At 41.9% G+C, this 13,067-nt stretch carries 15 protein-coding genes and 1 pseudogene; 4 read left to right on the top strand and 12 right to left on the bottom strand.

Features of this window, described 5'->3' with window-relative positions:
- Positions 1 to 21: 21 nt before the first annotated feature.
- Together QFZ48_RS20465 and QFZ48_RS20460 are read right to left on the bottom strand one after the other, a co-directional pair.
- A complete protein-coding gene (locus QFZ48_RS20465) occupies positions 22 to 501 on the bottom strand; it encodes a hypothetical protein (protein WP_429063387.1) in 480 nt (159 codons plus the stop codon).
- Between the two features lie 342 nt (positions 502 to 843).
- Positions 844 to 1,494: a DUF2306 domain-containing protein gene (locus QFZ48_RS20460; protein WP_429063386.1), complete on the bottom strand. Its 651-nt coding sequence runs from the start codon at positions 1,492 to 1,494 to the stop codon at positions 844 to 846.
- Between the two features lie 134 nt (positions 1,495 to 1,628).
- On the opposite strand from QFZ48_RS20460, the gene QFZ48_RS20455 reads away from it, so the two are divergent.
- On the top strand, positions 1,629 to 1,994 hold the full coding sequence (locus QFZ48_RS20455) for a winged helix-turn-helix transcriptional regulator (protein WP_370907812.1): 366 nt from the start codon (positions 1,629 to 1,631) through the stop codon (positions 1,992 to 1,994).
- A gap of 53 nt (positions 1,995 to 2,047) precedes the next feature.
- Here QFZ48_RS20455 and QFZ48_RS20450 read toward each other — a convergent pair whose 3' ends face one another.
- Both QFZ48_RS20450 and QFZ48_RS20445 read right to left on the bottom strand, forming a co-directional pair.
- Complete coding sequence (locus QFZ48_RS20450) at positions 2,048 to 3,070, bottom strand: LLM class flavin-dependent oxidoreductase (protein ID WP_370907813.1); 1,023 nt, start codon at positions 3,068 to 3,070, stop codon at positions 2,048 to 2,050.
- Positions 3,071 to 3,221: 151 nt separating this feature from the next.
- Positions 3,222 to 3,824 (bottom strand): FMN-dependent NADH-azoreductase, encoded by a 603-nt coding sequence (locus QFZ48_RS20445; protein WP_429050246.1) that lies wholly within the window; start codon positions 3,822 to 3,824, stop codon positions 3,222 to 3,224.
- A gap of 188 nt (positions 3,825 to 4,012) precedes the next feature.
- Between QFZ48_RS20445 and QFZ48_RS20440 the strand changes: the two genes are divergently transcribed.
- Positions 4,013 to 4,390, top strand: coding sequence for a winged helix-turn-helix transcriptional regulator (locus tag QFZ48_RS20440; protein ID WP_370907815.1), 378 nt, complete (start codon positions 4,013 to 4,015; stop codon positions 4,388 to 4,390).
- Between the two features lie 72 nt (positions 4,391 to 4,462).
- Here the strand turns inward: QFZ48_RS20440 and QFZ48_RS20435 are convergent, their stop codons facing one another.
- The 3 genes from QFZ48_RS20435 to QFZ48_RS20425 all read right to left on the bottom strand — a co-directional run bounded on the left by QFZ48_RS20435 (position 4,463) and on the right by QFZ48_RS20425 (position 6,895).
- A complete protein-coding gene (locus QFZ48_RS20435; protein ID WP_429063385.1) occupies positions 4,463 to 5,620 on the bottom strand; it encodes a serine hydrolase domain-containing protein in 1,158 nt (385 codons plus the stop codon).
- A 236-nt stretch (positions 5,621 to 5,856) separates the two neighbouring features.
- Positions 5,857 to 6,426 carry a dihydrofolate reductase family protein gene (locus QFZ48_RS20430; protein ID WP_429050248.1) on the bottom strand — a complete coding sequence of 190 codons (570 nt, stop codon included), beginning with the start codon at positions 6,424 to 6,426 and terminating at the stop codon, positions 5,857 to 5,859.
- An 88-nt stretch (positions 6,427 to 6,514) separates the two neighbouring features.
- Positions 6,515 to 6,895: a hypothetical protein gene (locus tag QFZ48_RS20425; RefSeq protein ID WP_429050250.1), complete on the bottom strand. Its 381-nt coding sequence runs from the start codon at positions 6,893 to 6,895 to the stop codon at positions 6,515 to 6,517.
- 58 nt (positions 6,896 to 6,953) lie between these two features.
- Between QFZ48_RS20425 and QFZ48_RS20420 the strand changes: the two are divergent.
- Positions 6,954 to 7,121: pseudogene (locus QFZ48_RS20420) on the top strand (helix-turn-helix domain-containing protein); the annotation flags it as partial.
- A 12-nt stretch (positions 7,122 to 7,133) separates the two neighbouring features.
- On the opposite strand, the gene QFZ48_RS20415 reads toward QFZ48_RS20420, so the two are convergent.
- Positions 7,134 to 7,466, bottom strand: a complete 333-nt coding sequence (locus QFZ48_RS20415) for a winged helix-turn-helix transcriptional regulator (protein WP_429050251.1) — start codon at positions 7,464 to 7,466, stop codon at positions 7,134 to 7,136.
- Positions 7,467 to 7,559: 93 nt separating this feature from the next.
- Between QFZ48_RS20415 and QFZ48_RS20410 the strand changes: the two genes are divergently transcribed.
- Entirely contained in the window at positions 7,560 to 8,162 is a 603-nt protein-coding gene (locus tag QFZ48_RS20410) for a fibrobacter succinogenes major paralogous domain-containing protein (protein WP_429063384.1), read from the top strand.
- Between the two features lie 312 nt (positions 8,163 to 8,474).
- Here QFZ48_RS20410 and QFZ48_RS20405 read toward each other — a convergent pair whose 3' ends face one another.
- The 4 genes from QFZ48_RS20405 to QFZ48_RS20390 all read right to left on the bottom strand — a co-directional run bounded on the left by QFZ48_RS20405 (position 8,475) and on the right by QFZ48_RS20390 (position 12,900).
- Entirely contained in the window at positions 8,475 to 8,747 is a 273-nt protein-coding gene (locus tag QFZ48_RS20405) for a hypothetical protein (RefSeq protein WP_429063383.1), read from the bottom strand.
- A 462-nt stretch (positions 8,748 to 9,209) separates the two neighbouring features.
- A complete protein-coding gene (locus QFZ48_RS20400; RefSeq protein WP_429063382.1) occupies positions 9,210 to 10,370 on the bottom strand; it encodes a hypothetical protein in 1,161 nt (386 codons plus the stop codon).
- Between the two features lie 86 nt (positions 10,371 to 10,456).
- Positions 10,457 to 10,924 carry a hypothetical protein gene (locus QFZ48_RS20395; protein WP_429063381.1) on the bottom strand — a complete coding sequence of 156 codons (468 nt, stop codon included), beginning with the start codon at positions 10,922 to 10,924 and terminating at the stop codon, positions 10,457 to 10,459.
- Positions 10,888 to 12,900 (bottom strand): hypothetical protein, encoded by a 2,013-nt coding sequence (locus tag QFZ48_RS20390; RefSeq protein ID WP_429063380.1) that lies wholly within the window; start codon positions 12,898 to 12,900, stop codon positions 10,888 to 10,890. Before QFZ48_RS20390 ends, QFZ48_RS20395 begins: the two co-directional genes overlap by 37 nt.
- Positions 12,901 to 13,067: the final 167 nt, after the last annotated feature.

Below are 13,067 nucleotides of genomic sequence, written 5' to 3'. Positions count from 1 at the left end.
AGGTTCTTTTATTGAATAAGCTTAACTGTATCTGACCTGATACCGTTTGCTGTACTTGTTCCAAATATATATCCCGGCAACGAAATGGAGCAGGTTTTTCCCGATATCCGTGCGATGTACCAGGTCGATTATATGAAGCTTATTGATTAAATCATATGTTTTGTCCAGCGTTTGCCCAAATTGCGCTGCATAAACATCTCTGAATGCTTCCCCGGTTTTCCGGCATCTTATAATAATCCAGTTTCCCGGATCTTCGTCTTCTATTTCTTTCCAGACAGAAAGGTGATCATTCATTAATACGCCACATTCATCAATATCACGCAGTATATCGAATGTCAAATCGAATTCCTTACGCCCAAACCTGTCCTCCACTATCCATAGTGCATACGTATACATTCTCAAAAAAATCACGTTCCTTCTGTTCTCGAGATATTGATCGTAGGGTAATAACCACCGGTCGATCGCATGCTCCACCTGGCATCCTTTGAAGAAATCAATCATGATCTACAGGTAACGGTCCTTTACGTAATCATCTACCCCGGATAGAAACAGGATCATCGTCTTTATAAATTCGAGAACACTTACGGGCAGGCTGGGATCAGGGTTTAGTGTCTCAAGACAATTGATGGCGAAATCTGTCATAAAAGTCCTGTCACCCTGGGATGTATCATCTATATCAATAAGTGTTACGGTTAACACGAAATTTAAAAATAATTTATCATAATTCCTGCTCGTCGGGAAAAAATAAATCGGGACATATGCTAAATCTTCGTGGCATCTCGGGGCTAAAAGAAAATTTCGTGGGCTAGAAGTGGCAAAAATCGGGTCTTAAAAAATGGATTATTAATGGCTTGTTTTGCTGCTTTTTATAATTTCATAAATGAATAAAGGTACCGACCAGCCCATCCAAAATAGGGGACTTTGTATGTCTTCTATTTTTCCGAGCTCTTGTATGAAATGGATTTTCAAGGCAAATCCTGATATCAGAAACCCCAAGGTAATGATATAGCTTCTTACCATCCACTCGTGATGTAGCTTAAACCGTTTTTTTACAACCATGTAATAAGCTATGATGGTAGCGGATAACCAGACACCTGCCCAAATTTGTAAGGTAAATGCAACTGCCCAACTTACCTCGTACGTTGTAGTAAATGCTAATATTAAGGCACAGGTACTGCTCACTAATACTGCCAACAGGTATATGAAACCGACAATACGGTGCAGTTGCCAACTGAATGTTCTGAGTTTTTTCCAAAATTGTATTATCCCAAAAATCAATGTACCTCCACCTGCGGTAATATGCGCAATGATTATCCATTTGAAATCATAATATTTTCCTAATGCTTCGGGGGTTAATGCTAAAAAATGGTTAACTCCATGCATAAACAACCAGGTCATAAAAAATATAGCAGCGAAAATCAGTACCGGTAAAAAATCTGTTTTATTAAGTTGAAAAGTCCTGTCTGCTGTGGATGTATTTTTATTCTTATTCATTTTAAACGTTTTATCTTCATGGCAAATTTCCCTGACAAACGTTTTCTAAACAATAACCGAAAAAAGATTCGGTATACATGATCTCCTTTTTAAGTAATTAAGGGCGTAAATTTGTAACTCGAAACACAATACTTATGTATACAAAAAAGATAGAAGAAGATTTGGACTGCGGATTACGGATTGCGGGTAAGGTGTTTGGTGGTAAATGGAAGTGTTGCATTTTAGATGCGATCAGTAAGGGCATCAACCGGCCCGCTGACATCAACAGGTATATAGGGGAAGCATCACTACGGGTTATCGAAATGCAAATAGCCGAATTGCTTTTTTATGGTGTTGTTGAAAAGTGTTCGGAAAAAGTTTATCCTAAAAAATCGGAATATAAATTGACGGCTTTCGGCGAAAGTATTCTTCCTGTTTTAGTAGTGATGGATGAATGGGGACTGAAGCACTCACAGCTTGTAAAAGACAGGCAAAGCGAGTTACTGGATGCCGAAGGGTGATATATACCGGGAGTATCTGACAGACACTCCCGGTATTCTCCGTCGATTAAAATTTAACGCCACCCCAATCCGGGAGCCACATGCTTTAAAATAGAGGACAGTACATGTACATTGTAATCAACTCCTAATGTATTGGGTATTGTCAACAGAATCGTATCTGCCTCCTGAATTGCCTCATCCTCCGCTAACTCCTTTATGAGTTGATCCGGCTCCGCCGCATAACTTCTTCCGAAAATGGCGCGCTTCTCCGGTTCAATCATTCCTATTTTATCGACCCGGTTGGTTTCCTGCCCAAAGAAATAGCGATCCTGATCGTTCACCAATGCGAAAATAGACCGGCTCACCGAAACCCTCGGTTCGCGCTGGTGCCCGGCTTTTTTCCAGGCATCTTTGTACAGCCTGATCTGCTCGGCCTGTTGTATGTGGAAAGGCTTGCCGCTTTCATCGTACTTCAAGGTAGAACTTTGAAGGTACATGCCATTCTCGGCTGCCCAAACAGCAGTAGCATTAGAAGCGGCTCCCCACCAAATGCGTTCCCGCAACCCTTCCGAGTGTGGCTCCAGGCGCAACAGGCCCGGCGGATTCGGAAACATCGGGTTCGGATTAGGCCGGGCAAATCCAACACCTTTCAGCTTATCCAGGAATTCCAACGCTTTGCGGCGTCCCATATCTGCGTCAGTTTCTCCTTCGGCCAGTTCATATCCAAAATAGCGCCACCCATCTATTACCTGTTCCGGCGAACCTCTGCTGATACCCAATTGCAATCGACCCTCCGAGATCAAATCGGCCGCGCCGGCATCTTCCACCATATACAGTGGATTTTCATACCGCATGTCAATTACACCCGTTCCAATCTCTATCTTGCTTGTTTTGGCGCCGATAGCCGAAAGCAATGGAAATGGGGATGCCAGCTGCGCTGCAAAATGATGCACACGAAAATAGGCGCCATCTAAACCAATTTCCTCTGCGGCAACAGCCAAATCAATAGATTGAAGCAACGTGTCACTCGCCGTACGGGTCTTATAGGCTGGGTGGTTAGACCAATGCCCAAACGATAAAAATCCTATCTTCTTCATAAATTCTTTTTCGTCCTGAAAAATAAGCCATTATTATCAAACAATTTCTTTCCTGTTATTCTTTTCAAATGCAAATATCATTTTGGAAGATGTGATTTGGCTTATTTTTCCAGAGGACAATAAACTAACTACCTGTTATTAAAAGAAGATTTTAATCAATTGCTATACTGTTAATTGCTTTCTGCATAGCAAACTCCTTCACTCCCGGTACTTTTAGCCCTTCAGCCCGGAATATCGTCAGATCTGTCATGCCTAAAAAACCAAGGAAAGCATTCAGATAAGGAGCTACAAAGTCGTTGGCTTTGCCTGGCCCCTCTGAGTAAATGCCTCCGGAAGACATTGCGACATACACTTTTTTTCCTGCTACCATTCCAACAGGACCATTTTCACCATACCCAAAAGTGATCCCGGCCCTGGTTATATGATCAATCCAGGCTTTTAACGCGGTATGAATAGTGAAGTTATAAAGCGGTGCACCTATCACAATGATGTCTGCAGCCAATAATTGTTTAACCATCTCATCAGAAAAACGGACGGATTCTTTTTCTTCTTCCGTTAGCTGCTCTCCTGGAATAAAGAATGTACGAAGGACAGCAGGAGTAAGATGTGGAATTTCGATATTGACCAGGTTTAATTCTTCAGCTACACTGCCCGGATACTTTTCCTGAATTTTTTCGACGATAGCGCGACCCAGCTGAATGCTGTGCGATCCGTTCTCTTGCAGACTTGATATTAAATGAAGGATACGTTTCATAAAAATTTACCTGTTTAATAATTATCAACTTTAAATTCATTAATCACCGATATCTTTTTGTGTCAATGGTGAAACAATTCTTTCGTTCGAATTATCAAAGGCAAAATTATGTTTACCAGGTGGTCAAATGGCACTACTTACCCAAAGGGAAGCGGTTACATTTAGGTAATGTAATTACATTTGTATCCATGGAGATGATTATAAATGAGCCCCTTCCAGACAACGACGCATGTGCAGGATCGCTCAAAAACGTCCTTGATGCACTGTCTGTTATTAATGGGAAATGGAAGCTGGCTTTGATTCTTTGCCTGGTGCAATCATCAAAGCGCTTTAATGAAATTCAGCATGAAATCCCTGGTATTTCTTCCAGGATACTGGCTAAAGAGCTAAAAGATCTGGAATTGAACGACTTTGTCAGGCGCAATGTATATCCGACCACGCCGGTTAGCATTGTTTATGAAGCGACTGACTATAGCCGGACTTTAAAAAACCTGATAGGCGAACTAAGTGCCTGGGGAGGACAACACAGGGAAAAGATCAGGCAAAGCATGCGGAAACAGTCATGAGTATGTGCCCACGAAGAGGTTAGTATGATTGAAAAGACCGGCTCCATTCGATAAAACGATACCGTCGCTTATTTACTGATACCTTACCATCAATTGCTGCAACTGTTCCCATATCGGGATTACGCCATTTTCAGTATTTGCCAGCAGGATGATTTTCGTTTTGCTTTTCGGGATGTACAACATAATCGAATTAAAACCTGCAATACCGCCGGTATGCCAAACTATAGGCGTACCATATATCTCAGTCAATGTAAACCCAAGGCCGTAACCATATCGTTTCAGGTAAGCAGGTGGTGGCGGCGGCACAAAGTTATTGGGAAAGAACATGGCCTCATCAACAGGTTTGCCACTACTTGTAAGGGCATACGTTGTCATTTTCTGAAGGCTGCTCTTTTTGATGATCTTGCCGCCATAAAGCGCATCCAGGAATTTGATCAGATCTGCAGCAGTACTTCGAAGCGAGCCTGCCGTATATGGCATTGTATAGTTGGTCGGTTCCTTAAAGGTGGTATCATTTATTTTCTGATAACCCTTTGCCCAGGTATCGTCCAGGTCATGGCCCTCGTCCCATAAGGTCTGGTGCATTCCTGCTTTGCTTAATACATGTGCCTTTAGATAGTCCATATAGGGAAGTCCGCTCACCTGCTCAATGATTTCTCCAAGTAGCACATATCCTGAATTGGAATAGGAATGTTTTGTGCCAGGCTCGAAAAGAAATGGTTTCTTCATAGCCTGCAGGTACAAGTGCGGATTTTTACACATAGGAAAGTTACCTGGCGTATTGGCGGGCGTTTCGCCTTCCCACCAGTTCGGAATACCGGATGTATGCGACAGTAGCTGGTAAATGGTGATACTATCACCTTTCGGGTAATCTTTGAAATACTTTGAGAGCTTATCGTACAAACCTACTTTACCTTGCTCGACAAGGGTCATCAATGCAACGGCCGTAAACGGTTTAGTGATCGATGCAATGCGGAATTCACTTGCCACGTTCACTGGTTTTCCGGTGGTAAGATCCGCAATGCCGTATGCTTTTACAAAAGGCTGCTGGTGATCATTTTCTATGCCCAGCATAAAGCCCGCTGCTTGTTTATTGGTGATCAGCGTTTGTACGAGACTGTCGATGCTATTGGTAATGGCAGCATTCACCGGCGAAACTTCAGTGGCCTGACCTGAGGCCTTGCCGGCAAATATGATAGCGCAAAATGTCAGGACGATAAGATATCTCATTAGATTATTGCTAACTGGTTGATCAACAATTGCTATTTGTGCGCCAAATTTATAAACTATTGATTGTGAGCAATACCTGTAAATTCTTATATAAATTATTGTTCAATATCGAACGGCGTATGTGCGCTGGCAGACAGTGATCAAAGAATAAGTATGAGATAAGGCGATCTTAATGGCCTCATATACTCACCCATCATACGGATATGAATGAATTAGCCGTGCCATCCCGGCAAAGATTATTTCTTCAGCGATCCAACGTGCTTATAAGTGTTGACAAGCAAACCGGTGGGTGTAGCTTTCGAGTCAACAAAAGCAAGTTCCCGGGCGTCAATACTGTCAGCCAATAAGCGTTTACCCCGGCCGAGCAAAACCGGGTAGGTAATGAGCACAACTTCGTCAGCCAGTCCCTGGTCGAGCAGCAAAGAGGTTAACGTCGAACTTCCCACAACGATCAGGTCGCGGCCTTCCGTTGACTTGAGATCGCGAATCGCCGCTGTAATGTCCTCACCCAAATGCTGCACCGGTCCCCATTCCAGGCTATCGGGCCTGTGCGTGGCGATGTATTTCGTTGCAGCGTTTATAGCATTTGCCATAGGGAAATCTCCGGCATTAGGCCAAAAGCCACTAAATATATCATAGGTGTGGCGGCCAAGTATCAGGTCAAAATTCGGCCCGTATGCCTCAAAGAGCATCGCCGCCCCGGCAGGGCTTCGATAGGGTGTAGTCCAGGCGCCATAGGTGTAGTCTCCATCATGTTCTATCACGCCATCCAGCGAGATGTGTTCGAAAATTCTGATCTTTCTCATTTTATTTGTTTTTGTTTGATTATTGTTCAAAGTTAACGAGGACAAGGTATACAGGTGAGGTGCAATTGCGACAATATGAGGGTGTTTTTTAACCATTTGCATTTGTATCAATACCTTGTGGTTTGGACAGGAGAAAGGTTGCCAGCAACATCGCAAAAGCCTTTGGATGTGTTATGAAGCCGTTGTGTCCTCCGGGAAATATTGTTATTTCTTTCCTTAAAAATTCAGCAGTACTTATAGTACATTGATGGGCTAAGTTTTCTCCGGACGTAGCACCGGCCGCTAAAAAAATCTTATCTGCCACTTGTTGTAATTCAACGGGGTTAAGCCGGTATTTCCGGACGGCAGGTGCATCGTGTTGAAGAAAGAAAGCAAGATCGGCAGTTCGTTGAGGTGTTGGCTTCGGGAACTCCGCATCGGGCTCCTTGTCTTTAAAATTGAGACCCGCCAGCGCAACAAATTTTTGCATGGCCTCAGCAAGACTTTAATAGTGATGATCTTGTTTACAAAGGCTTACCGACCGTTGAATTCATGACAAATTCATTGAAAAGGCCAAGGAAAAATTATCGACTACGGATTTGTCGGTTAGTCAAATTGCCTATGAATTGGGCTTTGAACATTCGCAGTCGTTCAGCAAGTTGTTTAAGACAAAGACCAGGCTTTCACCGTTGAAATTCAGGGCGTCATTTAATTGATGCAACCGGGGATCATTGCTCACTAACTTTCTTTCTGTGGTTTTTACCCCATAAAATCATTTCTTTAATAACAGGCAATAGGGAATGCATATAGTGGGGCACTTTATACTCTACCGCAAGCGGTGCTTGATAAACCGTCCTGACTACTAACTTGTTCTCTTCAAGATGTTTTAATTCTTTTGACAAAACCCTGGTTGTAATTAAAGGCAAACTTCGCTGTATATCCCGAAAGCGATAACTCCCACTGTGTATTGCTCTGAGTATTGGGAGCTTCCACTTTCCGCCTACGACAAACAAGGTGTCTTGTAAATATTTCAATGCCTGTTCTTCTGTCATTCCTTTCATAACAAACCGTTTTGGTATCCTTTAGGATATTGGTATCAAAAGTACACCGTTTTTAGAGATACATTTGCATACAGCAATCAAAAAATAATAGACATGAACACAGAAATAGTTACTGATATTGATGGCAATATTTATCACACAATATCCATTGGAACACAAGTATGGATGGTGGAAAACTTAAAAACCACCAAATACAACGATGGGACTGAAATTCCATTTATAGTTGATACGGCTGAGGCTTGGCATGAGCTAAATTCACCAGGATATTGCTGGTATAATGATGATAAGTTTAATAAGGAAACTACAGGCGCTTTGTATAATTGGCACGTAATAAATACCGGTAAACTATCCCCTAAAGGTTGGCACATACCAACAGATAAAGAATGGTCGATATTGGCAGAATTTCTTGGTGGCGAAACGGTAGCGGGTGGAAAAATGAAAGCAACCGGTACGGAATTTTGGTCCGGCCCAAACACTGGTGCAACAAATTCAAGTGGATTCGTCGCTTTATACAGCAGTTTTCGTGGTAAAAGCGGATTTATTCCTTCAAGCAATGGCACGCTATTATTTTGGAGCAGCACAGCCTTTGACGATATAGATGCCTGGGCTTGGTATTTGCGATTCGACAGTGAAGCTTTAGGTAGAAACCACGGTGGAAAGTATCACGGCTTTTCCGTACGATGCTTGAAAGATTAGTAAACAGTAAAGTACAAAATGCTTTTCAAGCAGGATTAAATGACAATGAAACAGCATTGAAGGAATACATTAGAAGCAATCAGAGGATATGATTTATGCACACATTATGTAATGGTATTCGAACGTATATATCTATAACCCAAAAAGCACTGAAATCAGTGCTTTTTGGGTTATGCGGAGAGTCAGGGATCACAGTCGAACCCCTCATACCCCTTTTAACTTTCTTTAATGAATTGAAATTATCTTGAAAGTTAGAGAAGATTATTTGCCAGAAATAACCTTTTCTTGAAAAACGAGATTCCCTAAGCTATATTATCTTGTCAATGCCAAAGGTTCGTAAAACCCTCCATCGCAAAATCCGTCATGATCTGCGAGTGCTTGAATTAGTACCGGCCTCCAATAATTTGTCCCCAATCTATTTCTTAGGTTTTTTGCTGTGCCATTTAGGTAATAACTCACCATATATTTATTATTTCCTGATTGTTCATACGCTTCATGCAGCATAAAAGATAGGTTGCTTAAAAATGTATTAATTTCTTTTGATAATCTTTGATTCAAATTTATTCTTTCAAATTGAAAATTCATCTGTTTATGAAGCTGGTCAGAAAGTTTCGGTATTTTGTTAATTTTAAATTCAACTTGCAGACTTATATTGCTTAAACAGGGACTACCGTACCTCTTGCCGTTGTATACAATATGCACAAATATTACCTTACAAAACGTCTGGTTGCCCGAATAATGTTATATATAAGATATGACGAAGGAATAATGCTTAAAGTATCAATTATATAAAGCAGGTGTTAAAGGCTGAATGGGGCTTAAGGGAAAACTTTGGAGATAGAGATTATCGTACTCGCGGAGAAGTGAGCAATCCGGATATTAGAGGATAACGGGCAGTTTCAAAAAAAAACATGGCAGTTGCAACGGTGCTAATTGGGAGGAGATATATTGATTATAAGATCAATTCTGATCCATACCCGCAATGCTACGCAGCGGTTAAGCAATTTTGTGGGTTATGTATGCCACCCGGTAAAGGAGCATTAATAATTAATCCAATTTAAAAAAAATTCGCCACTGGTGTGGAAATATATCATTGTGATAGAAGTGTACTGATAGCGTACGCAGGAAGGAAAACCCCATGGTATCAGTAATAAAAGGGATTTCACCCTTTGGTTTAGCTTGAATCTGCTTTATAAAGTCCTCCATATTCTCTGGAAGGGTTACACTGGATTCAGAAATCATATCATCATGGATGTTTCCCTGGAAATAGGAAATTTCAGTTTGTAGGGGATCTCTATTCCAGTTTGGGTAGGAGGTCTGAAGATTCACTGTGCCGTTATATTCCTGCCGTAAAGCGTTATAACTATCTGGCTTATTAAGCACAGCCATCAGTTCAGTAATGATCAGAATTAACATCGAGCTTTTATCCTGGTACTCAAATGCTTTTTTTCCTGATGCTGCTGTTTCCACCAGTGCGTCAATGTTATCATTAAACTCCGGCAGTCTATGTCGCATGAAGGAAACCATTTCAATACCCTCGAGTACACCAACCAGGTAGGTGTTTAATAATGCAAGGTCCCGGTGGGTGTGATATTTGCTGTTAAGCACGAACAGGCTTACCAGTAAAATAGGTGCAGAATGCCTGTCCAGCAAGGGGCGTCTGCTGCCTTCATTATTTTTAATAATAGTAAAAAGCGTTTTAAGCTGGGAGCTGTAGATTCCCTCAAGCTGCCTTTCAGAGGGCTTAATACCGGTGGGCACGCCGGCTTGAACTAGTTGATAATAGAAAATTAGTTGTGAAATGTAATCCATGACCCGAAGGGGGAAGCCAATATTTTCGAACATTCCTCCTTGCTCTACATACAGGCCACTATCTGTTACAGCCGCCGGCAGGGTTTTATCAAAATACTGTTCCAGTATCTGGCAGTGAGATTGTAGTAGCTTGTTGTATTGCTTTATGACAGCGGCTTTTGCTGTCATATTTCCTTTGAGAATCCATGCCCAGGTTCTTAATAGGATAAAGGAGGTGCCTGTAATGGCAGGAAGTAGGTTATTATTCTCCTTGGAATACGTCCAAAGGATGGTGCTTAAAAGGTTTAGGGTAGTAAAGAGCTTTGTAAATGCTCTACTGGCTGGCTTCAGGGTCTGGGCAAGCAGGTTATCGACTAGGATAAAAAAATCCTCCATTTCATAGTCGTCTGAGTCCATTAAAACGAGCGTACGCTTAAATAAACGGACATTTTCTTCCTCCGTGAGCAGGTATTCACCGAATAAATAGTTACTGAACTGGTCTGTTAGGTTATAGATATCCCACTTTCAAATTCCATTTTGCCGTCGCCAAACAGATCCTCAATAAGCCCGTCGAGTAGATGTTTGGCGTTGGGAACGACCACCCCGTTGTGGACAAGCACGATTTTAATGGGCGCCTCGTTAAACCCTTTAATACCGGAATCTTCGTACTTAGCAAGTTTAGCAGAGATAAGAGAGTCTCTGATACCATCGGATTTTGAAATGGATAGTTCTGTAATGTTTTTATCGCTATGACCCTTTACTTCAATGTAAAACCGCTTTTTGATCCCATCCGCATCCTTACCAAAGGCTATAATATCCTTGCCTTGCTGGCTCATGCCTTTTGCCTCTTTAGCAGTACGGACAATTTTGAGTCCCTTTAGTACCAGTAGCAGGGGTAATAATTTGTCGAGTTCTTCATCCTCGCTTAACGTATTCAGATAGTCCCTGACGATAATATTGTTCGTTCCCATGGTTTAAAATCTTCGCTCCAGTTTGAGTTAAAAAATACGCTCAGTTCAAACTCCTCAGTTTCCGGCTTTAAGAAAATGGTACTGGGTAAGGTGAAAGTGACGCTTGAAGTATGGTAGCCAGAAATGTTACCATCAGGATGCAAGCTACCTCCCCTTCTCCCAACGGCAACTGGCTTTATAAGTCCCAGTAAACCATCTGCTTTATGCTTCTGCTTCTGGGATGAATCTTGAAACATCTTCTTTGAATGTTGCTTATAGGCTCTTGCCAGCCTGGGATATTGCACCTCTGGCAGGAACTCCCGGATATCCTTTTTAAGTTTAAATCGCTCATCTACCTGCCGCAATACCTCTTTTATTCTATCTTCTATTTCCTGTTTACCTGCCAGGCCTGAAATTAACCCGCTGAGATACTCAAAAACCCGTTGGTTATATCCTAAAAAGGCTTCTTCTATTTTACATATTGCCAGCTCTCTGACGATGGGTGAGCTGGAAGATAGCAGGGGTATTATAAACGTTAACTGTTCCTTTCCATGCAGGCGGTCATTGACAAGGGTTATTATAAATTTATACTGTTCCAGTGGATTTAAGCTATGCAGGTCAAAGGTGATATCCCCCTGCCTACAATAATCCTTCAGGGAAAGCAGCAGTCTAAGACCAGCGTACCGTACCTGTCCCTGGTCATCTGTCATCATTTTGATGATGTGATACTCAAACCCTGATTTATCATCTTCATGTAGCAGATAAATCGCGTCCTTAAACCTGTATGGATCAAAGGAAAGTCCCTTATAAATGGAATATTTATACAAAAACTCAAAAAAATCAGGGATGCTTTTATGAAAATTGTAAAACCCGCTGATGTGTTCCGTGTAATCGTCCTTATACTTTCCACCGTTAAAAAGGTTGAGTAATAGGCCACTTAAAAGTTCGGTGAGCTGGATGCCGAAACTGAATATTTGGATGGTTTGTATGACCACATTTTTATCTGTGCTTTCTACGCCACGGGCTATAAAGCCTTCAAAGAATAGTTTTTGGTCAGTGATAAGTGTGGCACCAGACGAAAGGATGGTGATGACTAATTTCACTGCCTCTGGAAAGGTCCTGGAATCTACTTGGATGTTTTTAAGGTATCCACAGATGGTTTCGATCTGGCTATTTTCTAATGTTGGGCACCGAGTGAGCAGTACAATGGAGATGGTAAATAGCGCAGGCGTTTCCATCATAGTGATTACTTCTTCTGTCGGGGTCACCACCAGCTGGTGGATAATTTGTAAAGATATTCCTGCCAGGTAGTCCTCGATAGGGTCACCTCCAAACTTACTGATCACAATGTCCCTGTATTGATGGAGGTTAGCCTGCTGTGATAAAAAGTATTGATGGAATATTGGTAGGATTTTAGGCCATAGGTTTCCGGGGGCAGACTGATCCAGCTTTCCCTGCATGGTTCCAAACGCCAATATCATATCCCATACAGCGGTAAATGTCTGGTTCCAATGGGTAGGATTATCAAAGATGGCCCTATAAAAAGTAAGGAAATAGGGGCTTTCTTTTAATAGCGCTTTGCCCTGTTCAAAAATAAGGCCAAGTGCTGGCTTATCTCCCATCAGTAGCAAAAAAGCGGAAAATCCATGTTCTAAATATCCGGACATGCAGCGGCCATCTATCAGGAAATAATCAGCCACACTTTTATGGAAGGAAAGTAACTTCTCAATATCAGGGGCATATTTAAACCCCTTTCGCTTGTTAAATTCCTGATAAAAACCATAGTAGAGTAAAGGGTGGTTTGCAATACTGTGAGTAGCATCGGCAGGCCCTCTTCCATCAGGGGCTATCAATCCCTCCTGTAACAGCAGTGGGAACTGAGTCTGGGCGTCCTTTTCACTTAACCTGATCGCTTTCTGGCTCACGGCATCACTTAAAAACCTTTTTAATTCGGTGGCAACCGGGCCGTCACCGTTATAGATATTTTCCAGCTGCACGGCACTAAAATCGGGGATTTTCATTTAAAAAACCTCTTTAAGAATAAGTAATCTCAAGGAAACTGCGGTGGCAGGATCTTCTAAAGTGTTAGATGGCGTTACCATTTAACCATACAACTAAAATACGCAATTTATTGCTTTTCAGCATGTTTGAAGATGGCAACTAC

Origin of the sequence: Chitinophaga sp. W2I13 (assembly GCF_050434005.1) — a bacterium.
In the GTDB taxonomy this organism is placed as follows: Bacteria; Bacteroidota; Bacteroidia; order Chitinophagales; family Chitinophagaceae; genus Chitinophaga.
This window is presented reverse-complemented; position numbering and strand designations above follow the sequence as displayed.

Bases quoted from the DNA above. Each gene is read 5' to 3' on its own strand.
- QFZ48_RS20450 (WP_370907813.1), bottom strand. From the start codon at position 3,070: ATGAAGAAGATAGGATTTTTATCGTTTGGGCATTGGTCTAACCACCCA.
- QFZ48_RS20405 (WP_429063383.1), bottom strand. From the start codon at position 8,747: ATGAATTTTCAATTTGAAAGAATAAATTTGAATCAAAGATTATCAAAA.
- QFZ48_RS20435 (WP_429063385.1), bottom strand. From the start codon at position 5,620: ATGAGATATCTTATCGTCCTGACATTTTGCGCTATCATATTTGCCGGC.
- QFZ48_RS20465 (WP_429063387.1), bottom strand. From the start codon at position 501: ATGATTGATTTCTTCAAAGGATGCCAGGTGGAGCATGCGATCGACCGG.
- QFZ48_RS20400 (WP_429063382.1), bottom strand. From the start codon at position 10,370: ATGGACTCAGACGACTATGAAATGGAGGATTTTTTTATCCTAGTCGAT.
- QFZ48_RS20430 (WP_429050248.1), bottom strand. From the start codon at position 6,426: ATGAGAAAGATCAGAATTTTCGAACACATCTCGCTGGATGGCGTGATA.
- QFZ48_RS20440 (WP_370907815.1), top strand. From the start codon at position 4,013: ATGGAGATGATTATAAATGAGCCCCTTCCAGACAACGACGCATGTGCA.
- QFZ48_RS20455 (WP_370907812.1), top strand. From the start codon at position 1,629: ATGTATACAAAAAAGATAGAAGAAGATTTGGACTGCGGATTACGGATT.
- QFZ48_RS20415 (WP_429050251.1), bottom strand. From the start codon at position 7,466: ATGAAAGGAATGACAGAAGAACAGGCATTGAAATATTTACAAGACACC.
- QFZ48_RS20425 (WP_429050250.1), bottom strand. From the start codon at position 6,895: ATGCAAAAATTTGTTGCGCTGGCGGGTCTCAATTTTAAAGACAAGGAG.
- QFZ48_RS20445 (WP_429050246.1), bottom strand. From the start codon at position 3,824: ATGAAACGTATCCTTCATTTAATATCAAGTCTGCAAGAGAACGGATCG.
- QFZ48_RS20460 (WP_429063386.1), bottom strand. From the start codon at position 1,494: ATGAATAAGAATAAAAATACATCCACAGCAGACAGGACTTTTCAACTT.
- QFZ48_RS20410 (WP_429063384.1), top strand. From the start codon at position 7,560: ATGAACACAGAAATAGTTACTGATATTGATGGCAATATTTATCACACA.
- QFZ48_RS20395 (WP_429063381.1), bottom strand. From the start codon at position 10,924: ATGGGAACGAACAATATTATCGTCAGGGACTATCTGAATACGTTAAGC.